General features: G+C 64.8%; 19 protein-coding genes, 1 tRNA gene and 1 pseudogene. 5 read left to right on the top strand and 16 right to left on the bottom strand.

Annotation, left to right across the window (positions count from 1 at the left end):
• The first annotated feature begins 72 nt into the window (after positions 1-72).
• Together ABT375_RS04095 and ABT375_RS04090 are read left to right on the top strand one after the other, a co-directional pair.
• Positions 73-2,325, top strand: a complete 2,253-nt coding sequence (locus ABT375_RS04095; protein ID WP_416464215.1) for an ATP-binding protein — start codon at positions 73-75, stop codon at positions 2,323-2,325.
• A complete protein-coding gene (locus ABT375_RS04090; protein ID WP_224546168.1) occupies positions 2,315-3,685 on the top strand; it encodes a sigma-54-dependent transcriptional regulator in 1,371 nt (456 codons plus the stop codon). Before ABT375_RS04095 ends, ABT375_RS04090 begins: the two co-directional genes overlap by 11 nt.
• 12 nt (positions 3,686-3,697) lie before the next feature.
• Here the strand turns inward: ABT375_RS04090 and ABT375_RS04085 are convergent.
• Positions 3,698-4,455, bottom strand: a pseudogene (locus ABT375_RS04085) (IS5 family transposase).
• Positions 4,456-4,612: 157 nt separating this feature from the next.
• Between ABT375_RS04085 and hfq the strand changes: the two are divergent.
• Together hfq and hflX are read left to right on the top strand one after the other, a co-directional pair.
• Positions 4,613-5,191, top strand: a complete 579-nt coding sequence (hfq, locus tag ABT375_RS04080; protein WP_411973972.1) for an RNA chaperone Hfq — start codon at positions 4,613-4,615, stop codon at positions 5,189-5,191.
• A gap of 65 nt (positions 5,192-5,256) precedes the next feature.
• Positions 5,257-6,591 carry a GTPase HflX gene (gene hflX / locus ABT375_RS04075; protein ID WP_224546170.1) on the top strand — a complete coding sequence of 445 codons (1,335 nt, stop codon included), beginning with the start codon at positions 5,257-5,259 and terminating at the stop codon, positions 6,589-6,591.
• Positions 6,592-6,618: 27 nt separating this feature from the next.
• Here hflX and ABT375_RS04070 read toward each other — a convergent pair whose 3' ends face one another.
• The 12 genes from ABT375_RS04070 to ABT375_RS04015 all read right to left on the bottom strand — a co-directional run bounded on the left by ABT375_RS04070 (position 6,619) and on the right by ABT375_RS04015 (position 18,121).
• Entirely contained in the window at positions 6,619-7,149 is a 531-nt protein-coding gene (locus tag ABT375_RS04070; protein ID WP_224546172.1) for a tetratricopeptide repeat protein, read from the bottom strand.
• Positions 7,150-7,267: 118 nt separating this feature from the next.
• A complete protein-coding gene (gene mazG / locus ABT375_RS04065) occupies positions 7,268-8,047 on the bottom strand; it encodes a nucleoside triphosphate pyrophosphohydrolase (protein ID WP_261934571.1) in 780 nt (259 codons plus the stop codon).
• 151 nt (positions 8,048-8,198) lie between these two features.
• Positions 8,199-9,509 (bottom strand): MFS transporter, encoded by a 1,311-nt coding sequence (locus ABT375_RS04060; RefSeq protein WP_416464214.1) that lies wholly within the window; start codon positions 9,507-9,509, stop codon positions 8,199-8,201.
• Positions 9,506-10,135, bottom strand: a complete 630-nt coding sequence (locus ABT375_RS04055; RefSeq protein WP_261934573.1) for a retropepsin-like aspartic protease family protein — start codon at positions 10,133-10,135, stop codon at positions 9,506-9,508. The genes ABT375_RS04060 and ABT375_RS04055 overlap by 4 nt, the downstream gene beginning before the upstream one ends.
• Positions 10,136-10,927: an MBL fold metallo-hydrolase gene (locus ABT375_RS04050; protein ID WP_416464213.1), complete on the bottom strand. Its 792-nt coding sequence runs from the start codon at positions 10,925-10,927 to the stop codon at positions 10,136-10,138.
• Complete coding sequence (locus tag ABT375_RS04045; RefSeq protein WP_416464843.1) at positions 10,924-11,697, bottom strand: TatD family hydrolase; 774 nt, start codon at positions 11,695-11,697, stop codon at positions 10,924-10,926. The genes ABT375_RS04050 and ABT375_RS04045 overlap by 4 nt, the downstream gene beginning before the upstream one ends.
• Before the next feature lie 4 nt (positions 11,698-11,701).
• Positions 11,702-13,264 carry a methionine--tRNA ligase gene (metG, locus tag ABT375_RS04040; protein WP_416464212.1) on the bottom strand — a complete coding sequence of 521 codons (1,563 nt, stop codon included), beginning with the start codon at positions 13,262-13,264 and terminating at the stop codon, positions 11,702-11,704.
• Between the two features lie 43 nt (positions 13,265-13,307).
• Positions 13,308-14,276 (bottom strand): AAA family ATPase, encoded by a 969-nt coding sequence (locus tag ABT375_RS04035; protein ID WP_416464211.1) that lies wholly within the window; start codon positions 14,274-14,276, stop codon positions 13,308-13,310.
• The gene (gene tmk / locus ABT375_RS04030) at positions 14,273-14,899 is read right to left on the bottom strand and encodes a dTMP kinase (protein WP_416464210.1); all 627 of its coding nucleotides are present in this window, start codon (positions 14,897-14,899) and stop codon (positions 14,273-14,275) included. Before tmk ends, ABT375_RS04035 begins: the two co-directional genes overlap by 4 nt.
• Positions 14,896-16,059 (bottom strand): D-alanyl-D-alanine carboxypeptidase family protein, encoded by a 1,164-nt coding sequence (locus tag ABT375_RS04025; RefSeq protein ID WP_416464209.1) that lies wholly within the window; start codon positions 16,057-16,059, stop codon positions 14,896-14,898. Before ABT375_RS04025 ends, tmk begins: the two co-directional genes overlap by 4 nt.
• 48 nt (positions 16,060-16,107) lie before the next feature.
• Entirely contained in the window at positions 16,108-17,088 is a 981-nt protein-coding gene (locus tag ABT375_RS04020) for an RlpA-like double-psi beta-barrel domain-containing protein (protein ID WP_416464208.1), read from the bottom strand.
• The gene (locus tag ABT375_RS04015; RefSeq protein WP_224546194.1) at positions 17,072-18,121 is read right to left on the bottom strand and encodes a lytic murein transglycosylase; all 1,050 of its coding nucleotides are present in this window, start codon (positions 18,119-18,121) and stop codon (positions 17,072-17,074) included. The genes ABT375_RS04020 and ABT375_RS04015 overlap by 17 nt, the downstream gene beginning before the upstream one ends.
• A gap of 133 nt (positions 18,122-18,254) precedes the next feature.
• Here ABT375_RS04015 and ABT375_RS04010 point away from each other — a divergent pair.
• Positions 18,255-18,344 (top strand) — tRNA-Ser (locus ABT375_RS04010).
• Here the strand turns inward: ABT375_RS04010 and ABT375_RS04005 are convergent.
• Genes ABT375_RS04005 through kdpC form a run of 3 tightly spaced genes read right to left on the bottom strand, consistent with a single transcriptional unit; the run spans position 18,345 to position 22,296 of the window.
• Positions 18,345-19,046, bottom strand: coding sequence for a response regulator (locus ABT375_RS04005; RefSeq protein ID WP_416464207.1), 702 nt, complete (start codon positions 19,044-19,046; stop codon positions 18,345-18,347).
• Complete coding sequence (locus ABT375_RS04000; RefSeq protein WP_416464206.1) at positions 19,043-21,709, bottom strand: DUF4118 domain-containing protein; 2,667 nt, start codon at positions 21,707-21,709, stop codon at positions 19,043-19,045. The genes ABT375_RS04005 and ABT375_RS04000 overlap by 4 nt, the downstream gene beginning before the upstream one ends.
• On the bottom strand, positions 21,706-22,296 hold the full coding sequence (gene kdpC, locus ABT375_RS03995) for a potassium-transporting ATPase subunit KdpC (protein WP_416464205.1): 591 nt from the start codon (positions 22,294-22,296) through the stop codon (positions 21,706-21,708). Before kdpC ends, ABT375_RS04000 begins: the two co-directional genes overlap by 4 nt.
• Positions 22,297-22,299 lie beyond the last annotated feature (3 nt).

Below are 22,299 nucleotides of genomic sequence, written 5' to 3'. Positions count from 1 at the left end.
ATCGACCAGCGACAGCGATTTGCCCAAATACTGTGTTTGAACGGGCACGGGGGTTGTTGTAACAATGCCACTATGAACGGCGCGACCACACTCCCCCGGCGGGCATCGGCATGGCGGAGGCATCTGCCGCTATTCCTCCGCAACGGGCGACTGGCCGCGCTGGTGGAGGGGGTGACTCTTGCCCTCTTCCTGGGGATGGCGGGGCTGACCTACTATCTTCTGTCAGGCGGCGGTCAATCCTACGCCCTGCTTACGCCGCCGATCGTCGCCCTGCTGCTGGTTGCGAATCTGGTGCCGGCGATCGCCTTGCTGGTGCTGCTGGGGCGACGCGTGGCGAAACGGCGCGCGGCGCAATCGGCGATCGGCAGCGATGGCCAGTTGCACGTGCGGCTGGTCGCGATCTTCTCGATCGTCGCCAGCGTGCCGATGCTGCTGGTGGTGATCTTCGCATCGCTGCTGTTCCAATATGGCGTGCAATTCTGGTTTTCCGACAGCGCGCGCGGGATGCTGCAAAATGCGGGCGATCTGGCGCGCGGCTATTATCAGGCCAATTTGCGAGAGGTCGGTGACGAAACCGTGACGATGGCCGGCGACCTGCGCGACTATTTGAACCAGTCGAAGGTCAACAGCCCGCGCTTTGCCGAAGGCTTTATCTATCAGGTCGTCACGCGCAAGCTCAACCGGTCGGCCATCATAGAGGTCGGGAAGGACGGCATCGCCCGCACCGCCGCGACGGTGGACCCGGAAAACCGGCCGGCTGGGGCCATGCTGACGCCGGAGGTCATCAGGCGCCTGGCATCGGGTGAAAATGTCGTGGTGCAGGCAAGCCCGAACCAGATCGAAGCGGTGACGCTGCTCTACCCCGAGTCGAAAATCTATCTGTTCGCGACCCGTAATGCGGAAAGCTGGTCCTTCAGCAACGTCGCGCGCGCGCAGAAGGTGATTGCCGACTATGACCAGTTCGCCACCCAGTCCCGCGCGCTGCAACTGCGCTTCAACATTGCGCTGTTCGTGGGGTCGCTGCTGCTGGTCGGCATCGCCGTCTACATCGCGCTGGCCGTCGCCGACTGGATGGTCCGGCCGGTGAACCAATTGGTGACCGCGGCGCGCAGGATCACCGCCGGCGACCTGTCCGCGCGCGTGACCGGGCCGATGGCGCGCGACGAGATCGGCACGCTGGCCGCGGCCTTCAACCGTATGACCCAACGGCTGGAGGCGCAGACGGGCGCGCTGGTTGCGGCGAACAGCCAACTCGACGAACGGCGCGCCTTTATCGAGGCGATCCTGTCGGGCGTCAGCGCGGGCGTGCTGTCGGTGGATTTCCATGGCGTGGTGCAGTTGCTCAACAGTTCGGCCGCGGCGATTCTGGTGGACGAAGGCGACGATCTGGTCGGCCGCACCCTGGCCGAAGTATCGCCGGAGCTGGTCGAGTTCATCGCCTCCGAAGAGAGCGCGGGTATCGTCCAGGTGCGTGCGCATGGCGACCTGCGCACCCTGGCGGTCAAGCGGTCGCAGGACGCATCGCGCCATATCCTGACGTTCGACGATATCACCCAGCAGCTGTCCGACCAGCGCCGCGCCGCCTGGTCCGACGTGGCGCGGCGCATCGCGCATGAGATCAAGAATCCGCTGACCCCGATCCAGCTCGCCGCCGAACGGCTGCAACGCCGCTATGCCGACGAGATCACCAGCGACAAGCCGACCTTTACGCGCCTGACCGGCACGATCGTCCGGCAGGTGGGCGACCTGCGCCGGATCGTCGACGAATTTTCCTCCTTCGCGCGGATGCCCAAGCCGGTGTTCCGGCGCGAGGCGGTGGGCGATATCGCCCGCCATGCCCTGTTCCTGCACGAAGTGGCGCATCCCGATATTCGCTTCGAATATGCCGGGGCCGACGATCTGGAGATGGTGTGCGACCGGCGTCAGTTGGGGCAGGCGCTGACGAACATCGTGAAGAATGCGGTTGAAGCTATTGAACCCAAAGCAGTTTCGGATGAGGGTGGCCCGCGTGGCCATGTCCGTATGACATTGGTGCGGGAGGGGGACGATATTCTCATCACCGTGCGCGACGACGGTATCGGCCTGCCGCCCGAACGCGAGCGGATATTGGAACCTTATATGACGACGCGGACCAAGGGGACGGGTCTGGGCCTGGCCATCGTCAAGAAGATTGTCGAGGAGCATTTGGGGGAGATCCGCTTCGACGATGCACAAGGGGGCGGGGCGTGCGTAACGCTGCGCTTCGCCGCGGGGGCGCTGGAAAAACTGGAAGAAGGGCAGGTTATCGCCCTGCCAAAAGGAAAAGTGACGGCCAATGGCGCTTGATATTCTGATAGTCGACGATGAAGAGGATATTCGCGATCTGGTCGCGGGTGTGCTGGAAGATGAAGGTTTCACCACCCGTACCGCCGCCAATAGCGACAGCGCCATCGATGCGCTCGATGCCCGTCGTCCCTCGCTCGTCCTGCTCGACGTCTGGTTGCAGGGGTCGCGCATGGACGGGCTGGAATTGCTCGAGGAGATCAAGCGCCGGGATCCCACCGTGCCGGTGCTGATGATTTCGGGCCATGGCAATATCGACACGGCCGTCGCGGCGATCCGCAAGGGCGCGGCCGACTTTATCGAAAAGCCCTTCGAGGCCGACCGGCTGCTGCACCTGGTGTCGCGCGCGACAGAGACAGAGCGTCTGCGCCGGGAGAATCAGGTTCTGCGCGCCCGGTTCGGTCAGGATGATGAACTGACCGGCACCTCGGCGTCGATCAACGGCGTGCGGGCCACCATCAAGAAGGTCGCCGGCACTGGCAGTCGCGTCCTCATTTCCGGCCCTGCCGGCGTCGGCAAGGAAGTCGCCGCGCGGATGCTGCATAGCTGGAGCGGCCGCGCCGATTCGCCCTTCATCATCGTTGCTGCGGCCCGGATGGACCCCGACCGTGTCGAGGAGGAACTGTTCGGCGTCGAAGATGCTAGCGGCCTCGTCCGTCCCGGCTTCCTGGAACAGTCGCATGGCGGCACGCTCTATCTGGACGAGATCGCCGACATGCCGATCACGACGCAGGGCAAGATATTGCGCGTCCTGACAGACCAGAGCTTCACCCGCGTCGGCGGCCAGCGCAATGTCAAGGTGGACGTCCGCGTTATCTCCTCCACCGCGCTGGACCTGGCGGGCGAGATCGAGGAGCGGCGCTTCCGCGAGGATCTCTTCTATCGCCTCAATGTCGTGCCGCTGGCGATCCCGCCCCTGTCCGAACGGCGCGACGACATCCCGCCGCTGGTCGAACATTATCTGGCCCGTTTCGCCGCCGAACGCCGCGTGCCGCCGCCGGAAATAGCCAGCGACGCCATGGCCGCGCTGCAGGCCAATGAATGGCCGGGCAATGTCCGGCAGTTGCGCAACGTCATCGAACGCACGATGATCCTGGCACCGGGCGACCGGATCGGACGAATCGAACTCGACATGCTGCCGCCCGAACTGACCAGCGGCGGCGGCGGGGAGGGGATGGGCCAGTCCGCCATCATGGGTGCGCCGCTGCGCGAAGCGCGCGAGAGCTTTGAACGGGAATATCTGCGCATCCAGATTCGGCGTTTCTCCGGCAATATCTCCCGCACCGCGACCTTCATCGGCATGGAGCGATCCGCGCTGCACCGCAAACTCAAGCTGCTGGGCATCACCGAAGGCAAGGACTAGCGCGTAGACTCATTACGCACTGCACCAGATGCGCACGCAGATGAGCTTGATGGCTGCGAGGAAGTTGGCAGGGTTTTTGTCATAGCGGGTGGCGATGCCACGGAACTGCTTGATGCGGTTGAAGAATCGCTCGACGAGGTTTCGCTGTTTGTAGAGCCACGGCGAGAAGGCGAAGGGCTGCTTGCGGTTGGATAGATTGGGAATGTTGGCCCAAACGTTCCTGGCAGCAGCGGCCTGACGGATGGCGTTGCTGTCATATCCTTTGTCCCCCAGCAGGGTTGCGCCCTCGGGAATGGCCTCAATCAGCGCTTCGGCTTCACAGGCATCATGGACCTGCCCGCCGGTCAGTCTCAGGCCGACAGGGCGTCCGTCAGCATCGACAAGAGCATGGAGTTTGCTGGTGAGACCGCCCCGGGAACGTCCCATGCCACGATCGCAGCTTCCCCCTTTTTGCCCGTCGCACCATTCTGGTGGACGCGCATGCAGGTGGAGTCGATCATCACCAGTTCGCCATTATATCCGGCGGAAACCGCTGCCAGAAGCTGGTCCCAGACCCCGGCTTTGCGCCAGCGGACGAACCGATTGTAACAGGTTGTCGAAGGCCCGTAGCGTTCGGGCACTTCGGCCCACGTCGCTCCTGAGCGAAAGCGCCACATAATCCCGTTGAGAACCCGGCGATCATCCACCCGCGCCACGCCCCGTGGTTTATTGGGCAGCAACGGCTCGATAATCGCCCATTCCCGATCTGTCAGTTCGTACCGCCGTGCCATCAAGCCCTCCAACTCTGGAGGCCTCTGAATCACGCCAATCGCCAATCCTCAAGGCTTTTTATGAGTTTACGGCCTAGACCATGTTTGGCCAATCGGTTGCCGAACTTTGGCCAAAGCGCATCTGCGCCATGGACGCTCCTTCGCAATTGCGATAGGATTGCACCGCTCCCGACAAGCGGGGGCGGGCAAGACACCCTGCTTAGGGTGCGAGAGCGGGCAACGTCCCGCCAAGAATAAAGGACTGGCGACGACCATGGCCGACAAAGTGAATAATCTTCAGGATATTTTCCTCAACAGCCTGCGCAAGACCAAGACCCCGGTGACCATGTTCCTGGTCAAGGGCGTCAAGTTGCAGGGCATCATCACCTGGTTCGACAATTTCTCCGTGCTGCTGCGCCGCGACGGCCAGTCGCAACTGGTCTACAAACATGCGATATCGACCGTCATGCCGGCCCAGTCGATGGACCTGACTGATCTGCGCAAGGCCAGCGATGGCAATGGCAAGGGCAAGCTGCTGCAGGAAATTTTCCTGTCGGCGGTCCGCAAGTCGGGCAGCCCGGTGACGATGTTCCTGGTCAACGGCGTCATGCTCCAGGGTGAGATCGCGGCCTTCGACCTCTTTTGCATGCTGCTCGAACGCGACGGCATGGTGCAGCTCGTCTACAAACACGCCATCTCGACCGTCCAGCCGCTTCATGCGCTCGACCTGAGCGGCGAAAACGAACAGGACGATTGATCGTCCCAGCAGCGTCCGGTCCGCGCTCAGGTGGACCGGGCCGCTGCAAGATGCTCTAAACATCCATGGCCATATTCAATCGCGACTCCGATGACGAAGTGGCGCGCGGCGCGCGCGCCGTCGTCGTTCATGCCGAAACCCACAATGGAGACCGCCGCGACAGCGACGCCCGGCTGGAGGAAGCGCGTGGCCTTGCGCTGGCGATCGGTATCGACGTGCGCGCCGCCCAGGCGTTCCGGGTGCGCGACCGCAAGCCCGCTACCCTGTTCGGCAGCGGGCAGGTGGACCAGATCGCCACGCTGGCGCGGCAGGAAGAGGCTGAACTCATCATCGTCGACAACAGCCTGTCGCCGGTGCAGCAGAGCAATCTGGAAAAATCCTGCGAGGCCAAGGTCATCGACCGCACGGGCCTGATCCTCGAAATCTTCGGCGAGCGGGCCGCCACCAATGAAGGGCGGCTACAGGTCGAACTCGCCCATCTCGACTATCAGGCGGGCCGTCTCGTCCGCAGCTGGACCCATCTTGAACGACAGCGCGGCGGTTTCGGCTTCCTGGGCGGTCCGGGCGAGACCCAGATCGAGGCGGACCGGCGCATGATCCGCGATCGCATGGCCAAGATTCGCAAGGAACTGGACCAGGTCACCCGCACCCGCGGCCTGCACCGCGCACGGCGCCAGCGTGCGCCCTGGCCGGTGATCGCGCTGGTCGGCTATACAAACGCCGGAAAGTCCACGCTTTTCAACCGGATGACCGGGGCTGACGTCATGGCGGAAGACCTGTTGTTCGCCACACTGGACCCGACCATGCGCCAGATTGCGTTGCCGGGCCTGGACAAGGCGATCCTGTCCGACACGGTTGGCTTCGTCTCCGATCTGCCGACGCAATTGATCGCCGCCTTCCGCGCGACGCTGGAGGAAGTGCTGTCGGCCGATCTCATCGTCCATGTGCGCGACATCGCCCATCCCGACAGCGACGCGCAGCGCGACGATGTGCTGGACGTGCTGGGCGAACTGGGCGTCGCCGGCGAAGCGGCGCTCGATCGTAGGGAAGGGGAGGCCGACGCCCCCCCGATCCTGGAAGCCTGGAACAAGCTCGACCTGTTGAGCGAAGACGATGCAGCCCTCGCGCGCGAGACGGCGTCCCGGCGCGACGATGTCGTCATCCTCTCGGCCCTGACCGGGGAGGGGGTGGACATGCTTCAGCGGACCATCAGCGACCGCATGACCCGCGGTGCGAAAGTTTACGGCCTGCGCATCCCGATATCGGACGGCGCCACGGTCGCCTGGCTCCACGAACATGGCGAAGTGCTTTCGACCCTGGTCGAAGGTGAGGAAAGCCGCATCGACGTCCGCCTCTCGGACGCCGCCTTCGCCCGCTATTCCAAGCGGAGCGAAGGCTAACCGAGCGGCTTCCTGGGTCAGGTCACTTCAGGTCAACGCCTTTTCGACCACGGCAATGGCCTGATCCAGCGGCTTGGCGCGATCACAATCGCTCCGGCATTTTTCCTGCTGGTAGCGCAGCTTCTGCAATATATCCTCGGCCGCATCCCTGTTGCCCAAGCGGATTTCCGCCAGCGCCAGTCCCGACATCGCGCCGGGATAGCCACTCCGGTTACTATAAAGGCTCTTTTCGAAATAGCGGCGCGCCGCGACGGCATCGCCCATGCCCAGCTTGGCGACTCCCTTGAGGAAGCGGACCTGCCTGTTGCTGGTCTGGCCGATCAGCCTGGCCAGCAGCGCGTCAGCTTCTGCATAATCGCCGTCTGCGATCAGCTTCTGCGCGCGGCCCACATCCGGGCTGCGCGATATAGAGGCGAAGCTGGCCGCGTTATAGCCGTTCACCGGCGCGGCCATGGGCGCGCCTTGGTTGAAATGGATACCCGACACGCCGGCCACATGCTGGGCATGGGCCGGCACCGCAAGCACGCAGCAAAGGGGGAGAAGGACAGTCAGGCGCATCGCATATTCCTCCGTCGTGAGAGGCAAAAAGCTATGGCGATCGCGCACTCTTGTCAAATATCAGTTGCAGTTACGAACCTTGTCTGTTGGATGTCTGCTTCGTGACAACATATGCTGGTTATGCCGATTTTTCCTGTTGCTTTGCTCGTTGCCAAAGCGCTTCCTTTGCGTCGAGCGTCAGTCCGGCAAAGGTCTCGCCGGCCATATCCTCCATTGATCGGAACCGGCGATCGAATTTCCCATTCGCCTTGCGCAGAGCGGTTTCGGGATCGACCTTCAGATGTCGTGCGAGATTGACCACGGCGAATAGGAGGTCGCCGACTTCCTCTTCACGCTCCTCCTGCGTGGCCGCTTCGCGCACTTCATCCAGTTCCTCGACGATCTTGTCGATCACGTCGACCGTATCAGGCCAATCGAACCCGGTGCGGGCGGCGCGCTTCTGCAATTTTCCGGCGCGGAGCAGTGCGGGCAGGGCGCTCGCCACGCCAGCCAGCGCGCTGGGGTCGGGATCTTTTTCTGCGCGTTCGGCCGCCTTGATCGTCTCCCACTGGGCGTGGCCATCCTCCCGGCGGGCGCCGTCGCCGAAGACATGCGGATGCCGGCGGATCATCTTCTGCGTAATGGCGTCGATCACATCCTGCATCGCAAAATGGCCGGCCTGTTCCGCCATGCGGCTGTGGAAGGCGACCTGGAGCAGCAGATCGCCCAGTTCGTCGCGCAGCGCATCCATGTCCGCACGTTCGATCGCATCAGCCACTTCATAGGCTTCCTCGATCGTATAGGGCGCGATCGACGCGAAATCCTGCTCGATGTCCCAGGGGCAACCCGTATCGGGATCGCGCAACCGCGCCATGACCTCGGCGAGCGGCATGATGTCGGCGGGGCTGGCTTTGTTCATATAGGACCTGATCGCTATGGAATGCTGATCGTGCGATAGGGCGCACCCACGCCGCTGACCAGCATCAAAATAAGTTCGATAATATATCTTATGTTAAATTTATCGCACGTCGCGGTCGCGTACAACTGTCCAGCTCGCTGTCGCAGCGCCTTCAATCCTCGCGAATCTGGCTGTGTTTGGCCGTGTCCCGCATCTTCACATATACGCTCAGCGATATGGCGATCATCACCGTGACATAGATGTAGAAAGCCTGCTCCATGCCGGCCTGCTTGAACCATAAGGCGACGAATTCCGCCGTCCCGCCGAACAAGGTATTGGCCAGCGCATAAGGCAGCGCCACGCCCAGCGCGCGGATGTGCGCCGGAAACAGCTCCGCCTTCACCACCGCATTGATCGACGTATAGCCGGTCACGATGACCAGGCCCGCCATCACCAGCAGCCCGGCGACAAGCGGGTCTTTCGTCACCGCCAGCGTCGCGAAGATCGGATAGGTGCACAGCATGCCCATGACGCCGAAGCCGATCATCAGCGGCTTGCGGCCGATCCGGTCGGACAAGGCGCCCGCAACAGGCTGCAACAGCATGAACGCGAACAGCGTCGCCGCGTTGATCTGCGACGCGACTTCGCGGCTGAGGCCACTGGTGTTGACCAGGAATTTCTGCATGTAGATACTGTAGGCGTAGAAAGCGATCGTTCCGCCCGCCGTCAGCAGCATCACCGTCAGCGTCTCGCGCGGATGGTTGGTGATGAGTTCGACGAAGCCCGATCTGGGGGCGCCCGCCGCCTTGGCCACGGCAAAGCTCTGCGTTTCCGCCAGCCCGCGCCGCAGCCAGAACACGATGACCGCCAGCAGCCCGCCGATGAAGAAGGGTATGCGCCATCCCCAGGCGTCGAGTTGCGCTTCGGTCAGCGTCGCCTGCAGCAGCAACAGCACGCAGATCGCGACCAACTGCCCCGCGATCAGCGTCACATATTGGAAGCTGGAAAAGAAGCCGCGCCGGTTCTTCCCTGCCATTTCCGACAGATAGGTCGCGCTCGCGCCATATTCGCCGCCGATCGACAATCCCTGCATCAGCCGCGCCAGCACCAGCATCAGCGGCGCGGCGACTCCGATCGTTTCATAACCCGGCGTCACCGCGATCAGCAGCGATCCCACGCACATCAACGCCACCGACAGGGTCAGGCCGCTCTTGCGCCCATGACGATCGGCATAGACGCCCATCAGCCACGCCCCGATCGGCCGCATCAGGAAGCCGACGGCGAAGATGCCCGCCGCGCTCAGCAGTTGCGCGGTGCGATCCTCGCTGGGGAAGAAATGCGGCGCGAAATAAAGGGTGAAGGCGGAATAGGCATACCAGTCATACCATTCCACCAGATTGCCGGTGGACCCGCCGATAATGGCCTTGAGCCGTTGCCCCTGCGTGGGCGCGCTCGTCTCGATCGAAGCGGTCTCTGCGTTCATGGCGTCAGAACCATGGCGCCGTCCTGCACGCCCCAGCTTTTCAGGCGCGACAGCATGTTCATGCCGATGACATTGACCTCCCCGAAGGCGGGCGACACGACCACGGGCAGGTCGCTCGCCGAAATGGGACCGATGGCGAGGGTAGCGATGCTCGACCGCTTCGCCGTCACCTTGCCATTGGCGGTGGTCATGATGACGCCCGGTTCGCCGACATCATAGTTGAGGCCGGCGGCGCGGGCCGTATTTTCGGACAGAGCGGTGACGGTCGCGCCGCTGTCGATTAGAAAACGCGCGGACGTGCCGTTGATCGTCGCCTCGACCCAATAATGACCGTCCGGCGCGACCGGGATGCGCAGCGCCTGTCCCTCGGTCCGGGCCTTGGGCAATGCAGCCGGCGCTTCGTCGGGGGCGGCCATATCCCCTTCCTCCGCCCAGCGTCCGGTCAGATAGCCTTGCGTCTGGGCGAATTTGAACAGGCCCAGCAGGCCAGCGAAGATCGCGACCCACAGCAACGCCATGCGCAGCAGGCTCCCCCAGGCCATCTGCCGCCCGACCAGCGCGGACCCGACCAGCACGAGCGCCAGCACATACCAGATGGTCGAGGCCGCCTGATCCGTGCTGTCCATTCAGGCCCCCTGCTCTTTCGCGTCCAGCGCCACCACCATGCCGTCATAGCCCGGCTCCACGCCCTGGGGTAGCGTGCCGATCAATGTCGCATAATCCATGCTCTGGTCCATATGGGTCAGGATCGCCAGACTCGGCCGGGTGGCGCTGATACCGTCCAGCGTCAGCGCCAGATGCGGATGAGTCGGGTGCGGCTTGGCCCGCAGCGCATCGACCACCCAGACGTCGAGGCCGTCATAGAGCGCCAGCATGTCCGGCGTCAGCGCATGGAAATCCGTGGCATAGCCGACCGACCGGCCGCCATGGCTGAAGCGGAAGCCGGTGGAATAGATGTCGCCATGGGGCTGGTCGACACAGGCGATGTCGATGTCGCCGATCCGCAGCCCGTCGGGCAGGACGTGCGGCTCTATGGTCGGGTGATAGCCGTTGCGCCCTTCGAACGCATAGGCGAACCGCTCCGACAGCAGCTTTAGCGTCTGCGGGCGCGCATAGCCCGGAACGGGCGTGCGGCGATGGTGGAAAAGCTGGCGCACGTCGTCGATACCATGGCTGTGATCGGCATGGTCGTGCGTCCACAGGATCGCATCGATCCGGATCACGTCGGCGGCCAGCAACTGAGCGCGCATATCGGGCGAGGTATCGACCAGAATGCGCGTGGTCGGGCTTTCCACCAGGATGGACACCCGCGTCCGCCGGTTTTTCGGTTCCGCGGGGTCGCAGTCGCCCCAGTCATTGCCGATCCGTGGCACGCCGGAGGATGTGCCGCTGCCCAGGATCGTGAGCTTCAGGCTCATGCGACCTTGCTAAACAAGGTGCGGAAATTGGCCGACGTCGCCGCCGCCAGCTCCTCGATGCTTTCACCACGCAGATTGGCCAGGAATCTGGCGGTGTCGGCGACATAGGCCGGCTCGCACGGGCGGCCGCGATGCGGCACCGGCGCGAGAAAGGGCGAGTCCGTTTCCACCAGCAGCCGGTCGATCGGCAGCCGCGCCGCCGTCTCCTGCAGATCCTTCGCGCTCTTGAACGTCACGATGCCCGAAATGCTGATATAGAAGCCCAGTTCCATCGCCGCATCGGCAAAGGCGCCGCTGGCGGTGAAGCAATGGATGACACCGCTATAGGCCCCCTTCCCCATCTCGTCGCGCATGATGGCCAACGTATCGTCCTCCGCGTCGCGGGTATGAACGATCAGCGGCAGGCCAGTGTCGCGCGCCGCGACGATGTGGGACCGGAAGCTCTTCTGCTGCCGCGCCCGATCGCTATGGTCGTAATAATAATCCAGCCCGGTTTCGCCGATGCCGACCACGCGCGGATGCGCCGCGCGTTCGACCAGCTTGGCGGTATCGATATGGGGATGCTCGTCCGCCTCATGCGGGTGGATGCCGACCGTCGCCCAGACGTCCGGCTCGCGGATCGCCGTGCCCAACACATCGTCCCACTCGCTTTCGCGCGTCGCGATATTGAGCATGAGGTCGACGCCAGCGGCCCGCGATCGTTCCAGCACATTGGCCTGATCCTCGATCAAACCCTTGTAATTCAGGTGGCAATGGCTGTCGATCAGCATGGGTTCAGGCATCCTCTACCGGCAGTTCCAGGCGGGGGAACAGCGGCTTGGGCGGGCTGAGCGTGAAACCGGCACTCCGCAACTCGGCGTAGAAATCTCCACCGATGACGTCATAGCCGCGTCCGTTGTCGTCCAGCCCCATCTGGTCGAGCAAGGCGGCGGCGCTGGCCGGGATGACCGGCTGGATCATGATGGCCAGACTGGCGATCGCCTCGTAAAGTGTGGCGAGCACCGCCTCCATCCGCGCCGGATCGGTCTTACGCAGCGCCCAGGGCGCCTGCGCGTCAATATAGGCATTACAGGCGAACACGGCGCGCATCCACGCCTCGATCGCGACCGAAGGGGCCAGATCGACCATGGCGGTCTGGAAGGTCGCGGCGGCATCGGCCACCGTCTTAAGCAGGTCGCTGTCGACATCCTGTGGCGCCGGCTCGGGCAGACGGCCCTCCAGATTCTTGGCGATGAAGCTCAAGGTCCGCTGCGCCAGGTTGCCGAAGCTGTTGGCCAGATCGCTGTTCGAACGCGCGACGATCGCCTCCGCGCTATAGCTGCCATCATTGCCGAAGGTGACTTCGGACAGCAGGAAATAGCGCAACTGATCCACGCCGAAGCGGTCGGCCAGTTCCATCGGATCGGCGACGTTGCCGACGGACTTCGACATCTTCTCGCCGCGGTTGAGCAGGAAGCCATGGCCGAAGACATGGCGGGGCAAAGGCAGCTTCGCGCTCATCAGGAAGGCCGGCCAGTAAACGGCATGAAAACGCACGATATCCTTGCCGATGATGTGCGTGATATCGCCGCCCTCGGCCCAGTAACGCGCCATCCGCTCAGCATCGTCGGGATAGCCGCAGCCGGTCAGATAATTGGTCAGCGCATCGACCCACACATACATGACATGACCGTCCGATCCGGGCACCTTGACGCCCCAGTCGAAGCTGGTGCGCGACACGCTGAGGTCGGACAGGCCGCCTTCGACGAAGCGCAGGATTTCGTTGCGGCGGCTATCGGGCTGGATGAAGTCGGGCTGGCTCTCATACAGCGCCAGCAGCCGGTCCTGATAGGCCGACAGGCGGAAGAACCAGCTTTCCTCGACCGTCCATTCGACCGGCGTACCTTGCGGGGACAGCTTGACGCCCCCCTCCCCGTCGGTGATTTCCTTCTCGTCGTAAAAGGCTTCGTCGCGGACCGAATACCAGCCTTCATATCGGCCGAGATACAGGTCGCCATTGGCCTCCATCGCCTGCCAGATCGCCTGGCTGGCGCTGTGATGATCCGGCTCGCTGGTGCGGATGAAACGATCATGACTGATATTCAGTCTCTCATTCATCGCCTTGAAATAGCCTGCCATTTCATCGGCTAGTTCGCGCGGCTCGATGCCACGGCCCCGCGCCGTCTGGGCCATTTTCAGCCCATGTTCGTCGGTGCCGGTCTGGAAGAAGACGTCGCGGCCCATCATCCGCTGGAACCGGGCGACCGCGTCAGTGGCGATCACTTCATAGGCATGGCCGATATGCGGACGGCCATTGGGGTAGGAAATGGCGGTGGTGATGGTGAAGGGCTTGGACATGGGGCTTCCCTAGAGCGATTTCGGGTCGCCGCAAAGCCGCTTTTCAGCCCGGATGTGCGAGCGCCGCGACGTGGCCGGCAAGCTCGAACACGACGCCTGCCGGATCGAGCGACAGGATCACCGCGCCGCCCGCCAGATGCCGGGCCTTTTCCCAATGGTCCAGCGCCGTGCCCAACGCCTGCCCCTGCCGGGTCCGCGCCGCCTGGGCGATGAAGGCCGGCGCCCGTTCCAGAAAGGCTTCGTAGCGCGGCTTGGCCGATTTCAGCGCCAGCGCCTTGGCCAGCGCCAGCCGCTGGCGGTTGCCCGGATCGCCCTGCGTCGCCAGCGCGGTAAGCGCCTGCTCGATCTCCGATAGATTGAGGCCCGCATAGCGCAGCGCCTGCCCAGGCGACCCCTCCCCCGCGCGCACCAGCGCGTCCATTTCCTGGGGCGACAGCGTCTCGTCCGTCGCCTTCAGTACAGACCGCATCGCCGCCGCATCCAGCGGATCGAAGCGCAGCGTCCGGCAGCGCGAGCGGATCGTCGGCAGCAAGCGTCCCGGCGCATGGCTGACCAACAGGAAGATCATGTCCGCCGGCGGCTCTTCCAGCGTCTTGAGCAGCGCATTGGCCGCGCCGCGTTCCAGATCGTCGGCGCTGTCGACCACCACCACGCGGCGCGGCGACAGCGACGGGGCAGACTGGGTCAGGCGTTGCAGTCCACGCACCTGATCGACGCTGATGTTGCGCGCGGTAACGCCATCCTTTTCCAGCGGCGCCAGTTCGGCATAATCGGGATGGGCCGACGCCTCGATCAGGCGACGGGTCTGGTGGTTTTCCGGCACGGACAACCCTTCGCCACCGATCGGCGGCCCGGCGGCGTCGGCCAGCAGCCGCATCGCCAGCGCGCGGGCAAAGCTGCCCTTGCCGATGCCTTTGGGGCCGGCAAGTATCCAGCCATGGTGCATGCGTCCGCTCTGCGCGGCGGCCATCAGCGTGCGGGCCTGTGCGTCATGGCCCAGAAGCATGGTCATGGCAGCAGGTCTTCTATCGCGTCGAGCAGCCGCATCGTCACGACCTCGGCCGGGCCGGACGCATCGATCGCACGGACGCGTTCGCCCTCATCGCGCGCGAAGCGGCTGAAGGCGTCGGCCACGGCGCGATGAAAGTCGCCCGCCCGCCCGCCGATCCGGTCTTCGGCATCGCCGTCACGCGCCTTGGCCCGCCCGGTCGCTTCTTCTTCGGGCAACGTCAGCAGCAGGGTGCGGTCGGGCAGAAAGCCGTCGCTGCCGATCCTGTGCAACGTCAATATGTCGGCGTCGGACAAGGCGCCCTGCCCCTGATAGGCGCGGCTCGAATCGAGGAACCGGTCGGATAGCACCCACGCGCCCCGCACCAGCGCCGGACGGATCGTCTTTTCGATATGGTCCGCCCGCGCCGCCGCGAACAGCAGAGCCTCGGCGCGCGGGCTCCAGCGGTCGGCCCCGCCGGTCAACAGCAGGGCGCGGATCGCCTCCGCCCCGTCGCTGCCGCCCGGCTCGCGCGTCTCGACCACATCCAGCCCGCGCGCGCGCAGGGCAGCGGCCAGCGCGCGCAACTGCGTCGATTTGCCCGCGCCCTCGCCGCCTTCAAGGCTTATGAACTTGCCTTGGTTCAAGCGAGGAGCGACTTCATGCCATTCCACAACCGGCCGAAAAAGCCCGCTTCGGCGACATCGTCACCCGCGACCAGCGGCATGATCTGCGGCGGCGTGTCCGGCGTCTGGACGATCAACTGGGCGATCTGCTGCCCCTTGGCGATCGGCGCCTTGATCGGGCCGGTATAGACCACCTTCACCTGCACGTTGGCCGACGCCGTACGCGGCAGGGTAACGGCCAGATTCTGCGGCGCGACCAGCGCGACGCTCGTGGCGCTGCCCAGTTGCACGGCCGCCGTTTCGACCGTCTGCCCCTTCTTGAACAAAGGCTGCGCCTTCCACGCCTTGAAGCCCCAGTCCATGAAGCGGACGGCTTCGGTGGCGCGGCCGTTGAAGCTGGTGGAGCCAGCGGTGACGATGATCAGGCGACGACCATCCTGTTCGGCAGAACCCGTGAAACCATATCCGGCCTCCTCGGTATGCCCGGTTTTCAGTCCGTCGGCGCCGGGAATCTTGCCCAGGATCGGGTTGCGATTGGCCTGCGCGATATCCGACCCACCCATGGTCTTGCCCCAGGTGAAGGCGCGGGTGGCATAGAAACGCTTGTAGAGGTCGGGCGTCTCGACGATCGTCGCCTCGGCGAGCTTGGCGAGGTCTTCGGCGGTGACATAGGTCACGCCTTCGTCCGGCCAGCCATTGCTGGTGCCGAAATGGCTGTTCTTCAGGCCAAGCCGCTTGGCTTCCTCGTTCATCGCCGCGACGAAGGCCTGCTCCGTCCCGGAAATGCCCTCCGCCAGCACGACGCAGGCGTCATTGCCCGACAGGGTAACGATACCATGCAGCAGATTTTCGACCGACACCTGTTCGCCGGCGGACAGGAACATGGTCGAACCCGCCTGCGGCCCATGCCATTGCTTCCAGGTTTCCGGGCGCACGGTGAATTTGGTGTCGAGTTTCAGTTCGCCCTTCTGAATCAGGCGAAAGGCGACATGCGCGGTCATCATCTTGGCCAGCGACGCCGGGGGCATGCGGGTCTCGCCTCCCTTGTCGTACAGCACTGCGCCCGACGACAGATCCTTCATATAGGCGATCGGCGCTTCGCTGGTATAGGGCGGCGCGGCCGCGATCAGCGGCTGGGCCAGCAGCCCGGCGGCGAGGAGGACTGCAACGGATTTCTTCATCGGGGCACTGCCTTTGACTGGAATGGAATCGCTTGTCGCGCGCGATCTCTATCGCGCGTCATTAGCCATGATGCGGGCATTCTCAAAGCCCTTGGCTGCCGCCGTCCGTACGCCGGCCTGCGCGGCCTGCTGGGTGGCGTAAGGCCCAAGCCTTACGCGCCATATGCCGCCGCTGGCTTCGACGCGCGCACCCAGCTTCTGCGCGAGGGCGTTGGCGCGGGTCTGGGAGGAAAATGCGCCGACCTGCACGACATAGCCGCCGGTCTTCGGCGGAGCGGGCACGGGCGTGGGCGCTGGCGGCGTCTTGGCCGGCTGCGCGACGGGTTTGGGCGCAGGCATATCGAAATCCGCGCCCGGCCGGCTGGCGCCGACAGGCTTGGCCTGCGCGATCACCGGCTTAGGCTTGGCCGTGACCGGCGTGCGGGTCGGCGGAGTCGCCGCGATCCGCAAGGGACCGAGCTTGCCGCGCAACACCTTGAGCAAGGCCGCCGGCGTTTCCAGCCGCTCGGCCGCCTGGCCATGGCTGCGCAGCACCGCGCGTTCCTGCTCGGGCGGATTGACCCGCCGCACCCGCACCGGTGCCATTCCGGTCACGCCCAGTTGCGCCGCAGCGCCCGGCGACAGTGCGATCAACTGGTCGCCCCGCATCGGTCCCCGGTCATTGACCCGGACCAGGATCGTACGGCCGCTGTCCAGCGCCGTCACTTCGACATAGCTGGGCAAGGGCAAGGTCTTGTGCGCGGCGGTGATGGCGGTGGGCACGAAGGCTTCGCCCGTCGCGGTCGCGCCGCCCTGGCTGCCATCCTCGACAGTGCCGGCATAGCCGACCTCGTCATAGGAAACCGGATCGGCCGGTATATAGGTTACACCACCCACCCTATAGGGCGGCCCCAACGGGACCGGCGTATCGCCGACCATCGGCCCCGATCCGATCGCACCGGCCCTTTGCGGCTGCGCGGCACCTGCCCCGCCACCGGCCAGCGCCAGCATCATGGCCGTGACGAACAGACCCTTATTGTTTGACAGCATCCGCCAGCAATCCCACCGACAAGGCATAGAAGTTGGAACAATTATAATCCAGGATTGCCCGATAATTGCTGGTCAGCAAATAGGCGGTCTTGCCCGGCCCATCTGGTTCCAGCAGCGTCGCCAGCATATTGTCCGCGGGCCAGACGCCGCTGGCCGGGAACAGCCCCAGCTTGCGCCATTCCGCCATCGTCAGCCAGCGGCTGTGCCGGTTGAACACCCGCGGGCAACGCGCAGGCTCGGTCTTGGCGACCACGGCGGCGCGGTTGAAACTCGCCGGCACAGTGACCGCAACCCCCCAGGGCTGGCCCTTGCGCCATCCCGACTGGACGAAATAATTGGCGATGGAAGCCAGCGCATCGGCCTCGCTCGTCCAGATGTCAGCCTTCCCGTCGCCATCGCCATCCTTGGCGATGCGCAGATAGACGGACGGCAGGAATTGCGGATAGCCCGTCGCTCCCGCCCAACTGCCGACCAGCCGGCTGCGCGGCACGCCATTGTCCAGCATCTTGAGCGTGGCAAGCAGTTCCGGCTCGAACAAGGCCCGCCGCCGCCCTTCATGCGCCAGCGTCGCGAGCGACCGGATCAGGTCGAAATCGCCGGTATAGGAGCCATAATTGGTCTCATGGCCGTAGATGGCGACCATGATCTCCTCCGGCACACCCGTCTCCGCCTCGATCCGGGCGAGCCGCGACCGGTTGGCCTGATAGGCGGTTCGGCCCCGGCTGATCCGCGCGGCGTCGACATGCTGGCGGCGATAGGGCTCGAAATTGGGAATAGGGGAATAGGCGCCCCCGCCCGGTTGGCTCTGGTCGAGCTGCACGACGCGCGGATTGGGCGTCAGCGTCGGAAATACGCTGTCCAGCGTGGCGTCGCGAATGCCCATGGCCCGCGCCTTGGGCCGCAGGCTTTCCAGATAGGCGCGGAAATCCGCACCATCCTGCGCCTGCGCTGGCCCCACGGCGATGCTGCCAGCAACGACGGTGGCAAGGCCCAGCAACAAGGACAGGACGGATGAACGCAAAGAATCCCTCATGTTCCCGTTGTTGCACAGGCGGGGCGCGAGGTGAATCCCCTTAATGCCCGGTCGGGTCGCTTAAGACGACGAACGGAGAGGGCGACGATTTTTGCTTGGCATCGCCGCCCGGCGCGCTAGGAAGCGACCCAACGGAAGTGTGGCCGAGTGGTTTAAGGCAGCGGTCTTGAAAACCGCCGTGGGTGTAAGCTCACCGTGGGTTCGAATCCCACCGCTTCCGCCATCATCCCCCCTCGCCATCCGTCTTCAGCCGATAGCCGATGCCCGGTTCGTTGCCGATGATTTGCGGCCGTTGCGGATCATCCTCCAGCTTGTGGCGCAGCGTGCGGACCAGGACGCGCAGATATTCGACATGATGCTCGACCTCGCGCGGCCAGACCTGCGCCATGATCTGGCCATGGGTGATGACCCGGCCGGGAAATTTCGCCAACTGGACCAGCACGCCATATTCCTTGGGTGTCAGATGCACCTCATGGCCGCCCTTGCGCACGATCCGCGCCAGCAGGTCGATCTCCACGTCGCCCGCCTTGACCGCCGACACGCCACCCTCGCGCGTCAGCCGGTTGCGCAGCGCGACGCGGAGCCGCGCCAGCAGTTCGTCGGTGTCGAACGGCTTGGTCAGATAATCGTCGGCGCCCAGATCCAGCGCCGCCACCTTCTGCTCGGTCGCCTCGCGCGCGGACACGACCACCAGCGTCGCGTCGGACCGCTGCTTGATCAGCGGTACCAGTTCCAGTCCGTCGCGATCGGGCAGCCCCAGGTCAAGGATAACGATATCGGGCGACGCCTCGCGCAGCCGGTCGAGCGCCTCGCGCGCATCCTGCGCCTCCACCGTCTCATAATCGGCGCGAGCCAGCGCGCTATGGATCAGGCGGCGGATATGTAGTTCGTCATCGACGATCAGCACTTTATGGCGGGTGGTCATGGTCGGTCGTCCTGGGGCATATCCTTGATGATGCAATTTTCGGGGATGCGGAGGGTGAAGCAGGCGCCCGGCGGATCATCGATATTGGCGGCCTGCGCAGTCAATCCCATGGCTTGCGCGAACCCCTTGACGATGGCGAGGCCCAGACCCGTGCCATGTTTGGCGCGATCGGTCCCCTCGATACGGGTGAAACTGTCGAACAGGCGGCTTTCCGCACCCGGCGGGATGCCCGGCCCCTGGTCGATCACCGACAGCAGCAGCGCGTCGGCCGTCCGGCCACCGTGGATGGTGACGGGCGTGCCGGGATCGCCATAGCGCCCGGCATTGTCGAGCAGGTTCAAGAGAATATGGTGCAACAGGACCGGATCGACCCGGACCAGCGGAATGTCGGGCGGAATATCGACCTTCACCTCCCGACCGGCGAGCGACTGGCGGGTGTCCTGCACCGCACTGGCGACCGCGTCGAACAGGTCGGTCGCCTCGATCCGCATCGGCAGCGCCCCGGCCTCGACCCGCGCCATGTCCAGCAGGTTGGCGACGAAACGATTGAGCCGCAGCGCCTCCCCCTCGATCAGTTCGGCCAGCGGCAGCGCATGATCCCGGCGCAATTCCTGCGCCGCCGACAATATGGTGGTCAGCGGGGTGCGCAGATCGTGACTGACCGAGGACAGCAACGCCGCGCGCAGCCGGTCGCGCTCGCGCACATGGCGCACGTCCAGCATCTGTTCTTCCAGCGCCATCCGATCGAGCGCGATCGCCGCCTGGTCGAGCAGGCTGATGAGCAGCGGCATCTGGTCGGGGCGCAGCGCCAGCCCGGCGTCGTCGCGCGCGATGCCAAGCACCCCCAGCACGCCCCGCTGGGTATGGAGCGGATGGAACAGCCAGTCGGACGCGGTCAGGGTGGACGATCCGCGCCCGGCTGGCTGGACATTGTCCATCGCCCATTGTGCTGCCGCCTTCTCGATCTGCTCCATCCGGTCTTCGGGGGGAAAGGCAGCGCGCAGGGTCGGCCCGATAGCGGATGGGGTAAGCAACACCGTGCGCACGTCGAGCAGTCGGGCGACTTCGGCGCAGACGCCCTGCATGAGTTCGTCCTGGCTGGCCGCGACAGTCAGGTGGCGGGAAAAGCCCGCCAGCGCCGCATTCTGCCGCGCGCTTTCCCCCGCGAGATTGGCCTGCGCGCGCACGCCCGCGGCAAATTGCGCGGTCACGATGGCGACGCCCAGCAGCACCAGGATAGAGATGATATTTTCCGGGTTGCTTACCGTCAGCGTGCCTGTCGGAGGCAGGAAGAAGAAATTATAGGCCAGGCTCGACGCCAGTCCGCCGAACAATCCGGCGCGCAGGCCGTAGGAGGCGGCCGCGAACATGACGGGGACGAGGTAGAGCAAGGCGATGTTGCCCAGGTCGATCGCCTCGACCAGCAGCCGGCCGATCGCCGTCATCGCCACGACCGCGAGCAACGTCAGGATATAATCGGCTGGCCTGCCCCACCCGCCCGTCATCGCCCTGGAACGGACCTGCGTCGGCGCATCCTCGTCCGATGGCAGTACATGCACCGCCACCCGTCCGATGTCGCGCACCAGCCGGTCGACCACCGATCCATGCCGCAATTCGAACCACCAGGACCGGGTGGATTTGCCGATGACGATCTGCGTCGCGCGCGCCTCCACCGCAAAGCGGCGCAGCCCTTCGACCACATTGCGCGCGGGGATGCTGGCGGTCGCCGCCCCCAGCCGCGACGCCAGCGCCAGCGTTTCGGCCAGCCCCTGCCGCTCCGCATCGGACAGGATCGCGCTGCGACGGGTTTCGATATGCACCGCGGTCCAGGGCGCGCGCAGCGCGTCGGCCAGCCGCTTGGCGGCGCGGACCAGCCCCGGCGCGCTCGGTTGCTCGCTGATCGCAACGACCACCCGCTCCCCCACCGCAAAGCTGCCGGCCAGCGCATGGGCGCGGACATAGTCCAGCATCTGTGCGTCCACCGCCTGCGCCGCCCGGCGCAGCGCCAATTCGCGCAGCGCGGTAAGGTTCGACTTTGAAAAGAAATGGGTGAGCGCCCGGCTGGCCTCCTGCGGGATATAGACTTTGCCGTCCTTCAGCCGCTCGATGAGTTCATCGGGGGGCAGGTCCACCACCTCGATTTCCGCATCCTCCAGCACGCTATCGGGTACGGTCTCGCGCACCCGGACGCGGGTGAAGGAGGCGACGACATCGTTCAGGCTTTCGAGATGCTGGATGTTCAGCGTCGAATAGACGTCGATCCCCGCCGCCAGCAATTCTTCGACATCCTGATAGCGTTTGGGATGGCGACTGCCCGGCGCATTGCTGTGCGCCAGTTCATCCACCAGCGCCAGTTGCGGACGCCGCGCCAGAATGGCGTCGATGTCCATCTCGGTCAGGCTGTGATTCTGGTGGGGGACGATCTGGCGCGGGATCAGTTCATGGCCATGAACCAACGCCTCCGTCTCACGCCGGCCATGGGTCTCGACGACGCCGACCACCACGTCGACTCCGGCCCTGGCGCGCTGCGCCCCTTCCGTCAGCATCTCATAGGTCTTGCCGACGCCGGGCGCGGAACCCAGGAAGATTTTCAGACGCCCGCGGCCTTCCTGCGCGGCGACGCGCAGAAAGGCTTCGGGGTCCGGGCGCGCTGCGTCGTTCACCGCGCCTGCTTAACGCCAATCGTGTCCAGCCGTCGATTCAGTTCGAACAGATTGACCTGCGCTTCGCCCAGAAATCCCAGCAGCGGCCGTTCGACGCTGGCCGAAACCAGCAACCGGACCTGCCGCGGGTCTATGCCGCGCGCTTTGGCGACGCGATCGACCTGATAAAAAGCCGCCTCGGGGCTGATATCGGGGTCAAGCCCCGAGGCGGAGGCTGTCACCAGATCGGACGGAACGGGGCGATCGGGTGTGGCAGTCTTATAGGATGCGATATCGGCCTTCACCCGGTCGACCAGCGCCTGGCTGGTAGGGCCAAGGTTGGAGCCGGACGAGGCGAGGCCGTCATAGCCCTTCCCCGCCGCTGAAGGCCGGCTGTGAAAATAGCGGTCCGAGGTAAAAGCCTGACCGACGACGGTGGAGCCGATGACGACGCCCTTGTCGCGCACCAGGCTGCCATTGGCCTGGGCCGGGAAGAGCGCCTGCCCTGCCCCCGTCAACGCCAGCGGATAGGCAATGCCGAGCAGTAGCGCGAACAGCAAGGTCATGACGAGGGCCGGACGGATGGCGGATGTGATATCGTGGAACATCGG

It is taken from the genome of Sphingomonas sp. VDB2 (assembly GCF_047946695.1).
In the GTDB taxonomy this organism is placed as follows: domain Bacteria; phylum Pseudomonadota; class Alphaproteobacteria; order Sphingomonadales; family Sphingomonadaceae; genus Sphingobium; species Sphingobium bisphenolicum.
The sequence above is the reverse complement of the archived record's forward strand: the minus strand, read 5'-3'. Positions and strand labels throughout refer to the sequence as shown.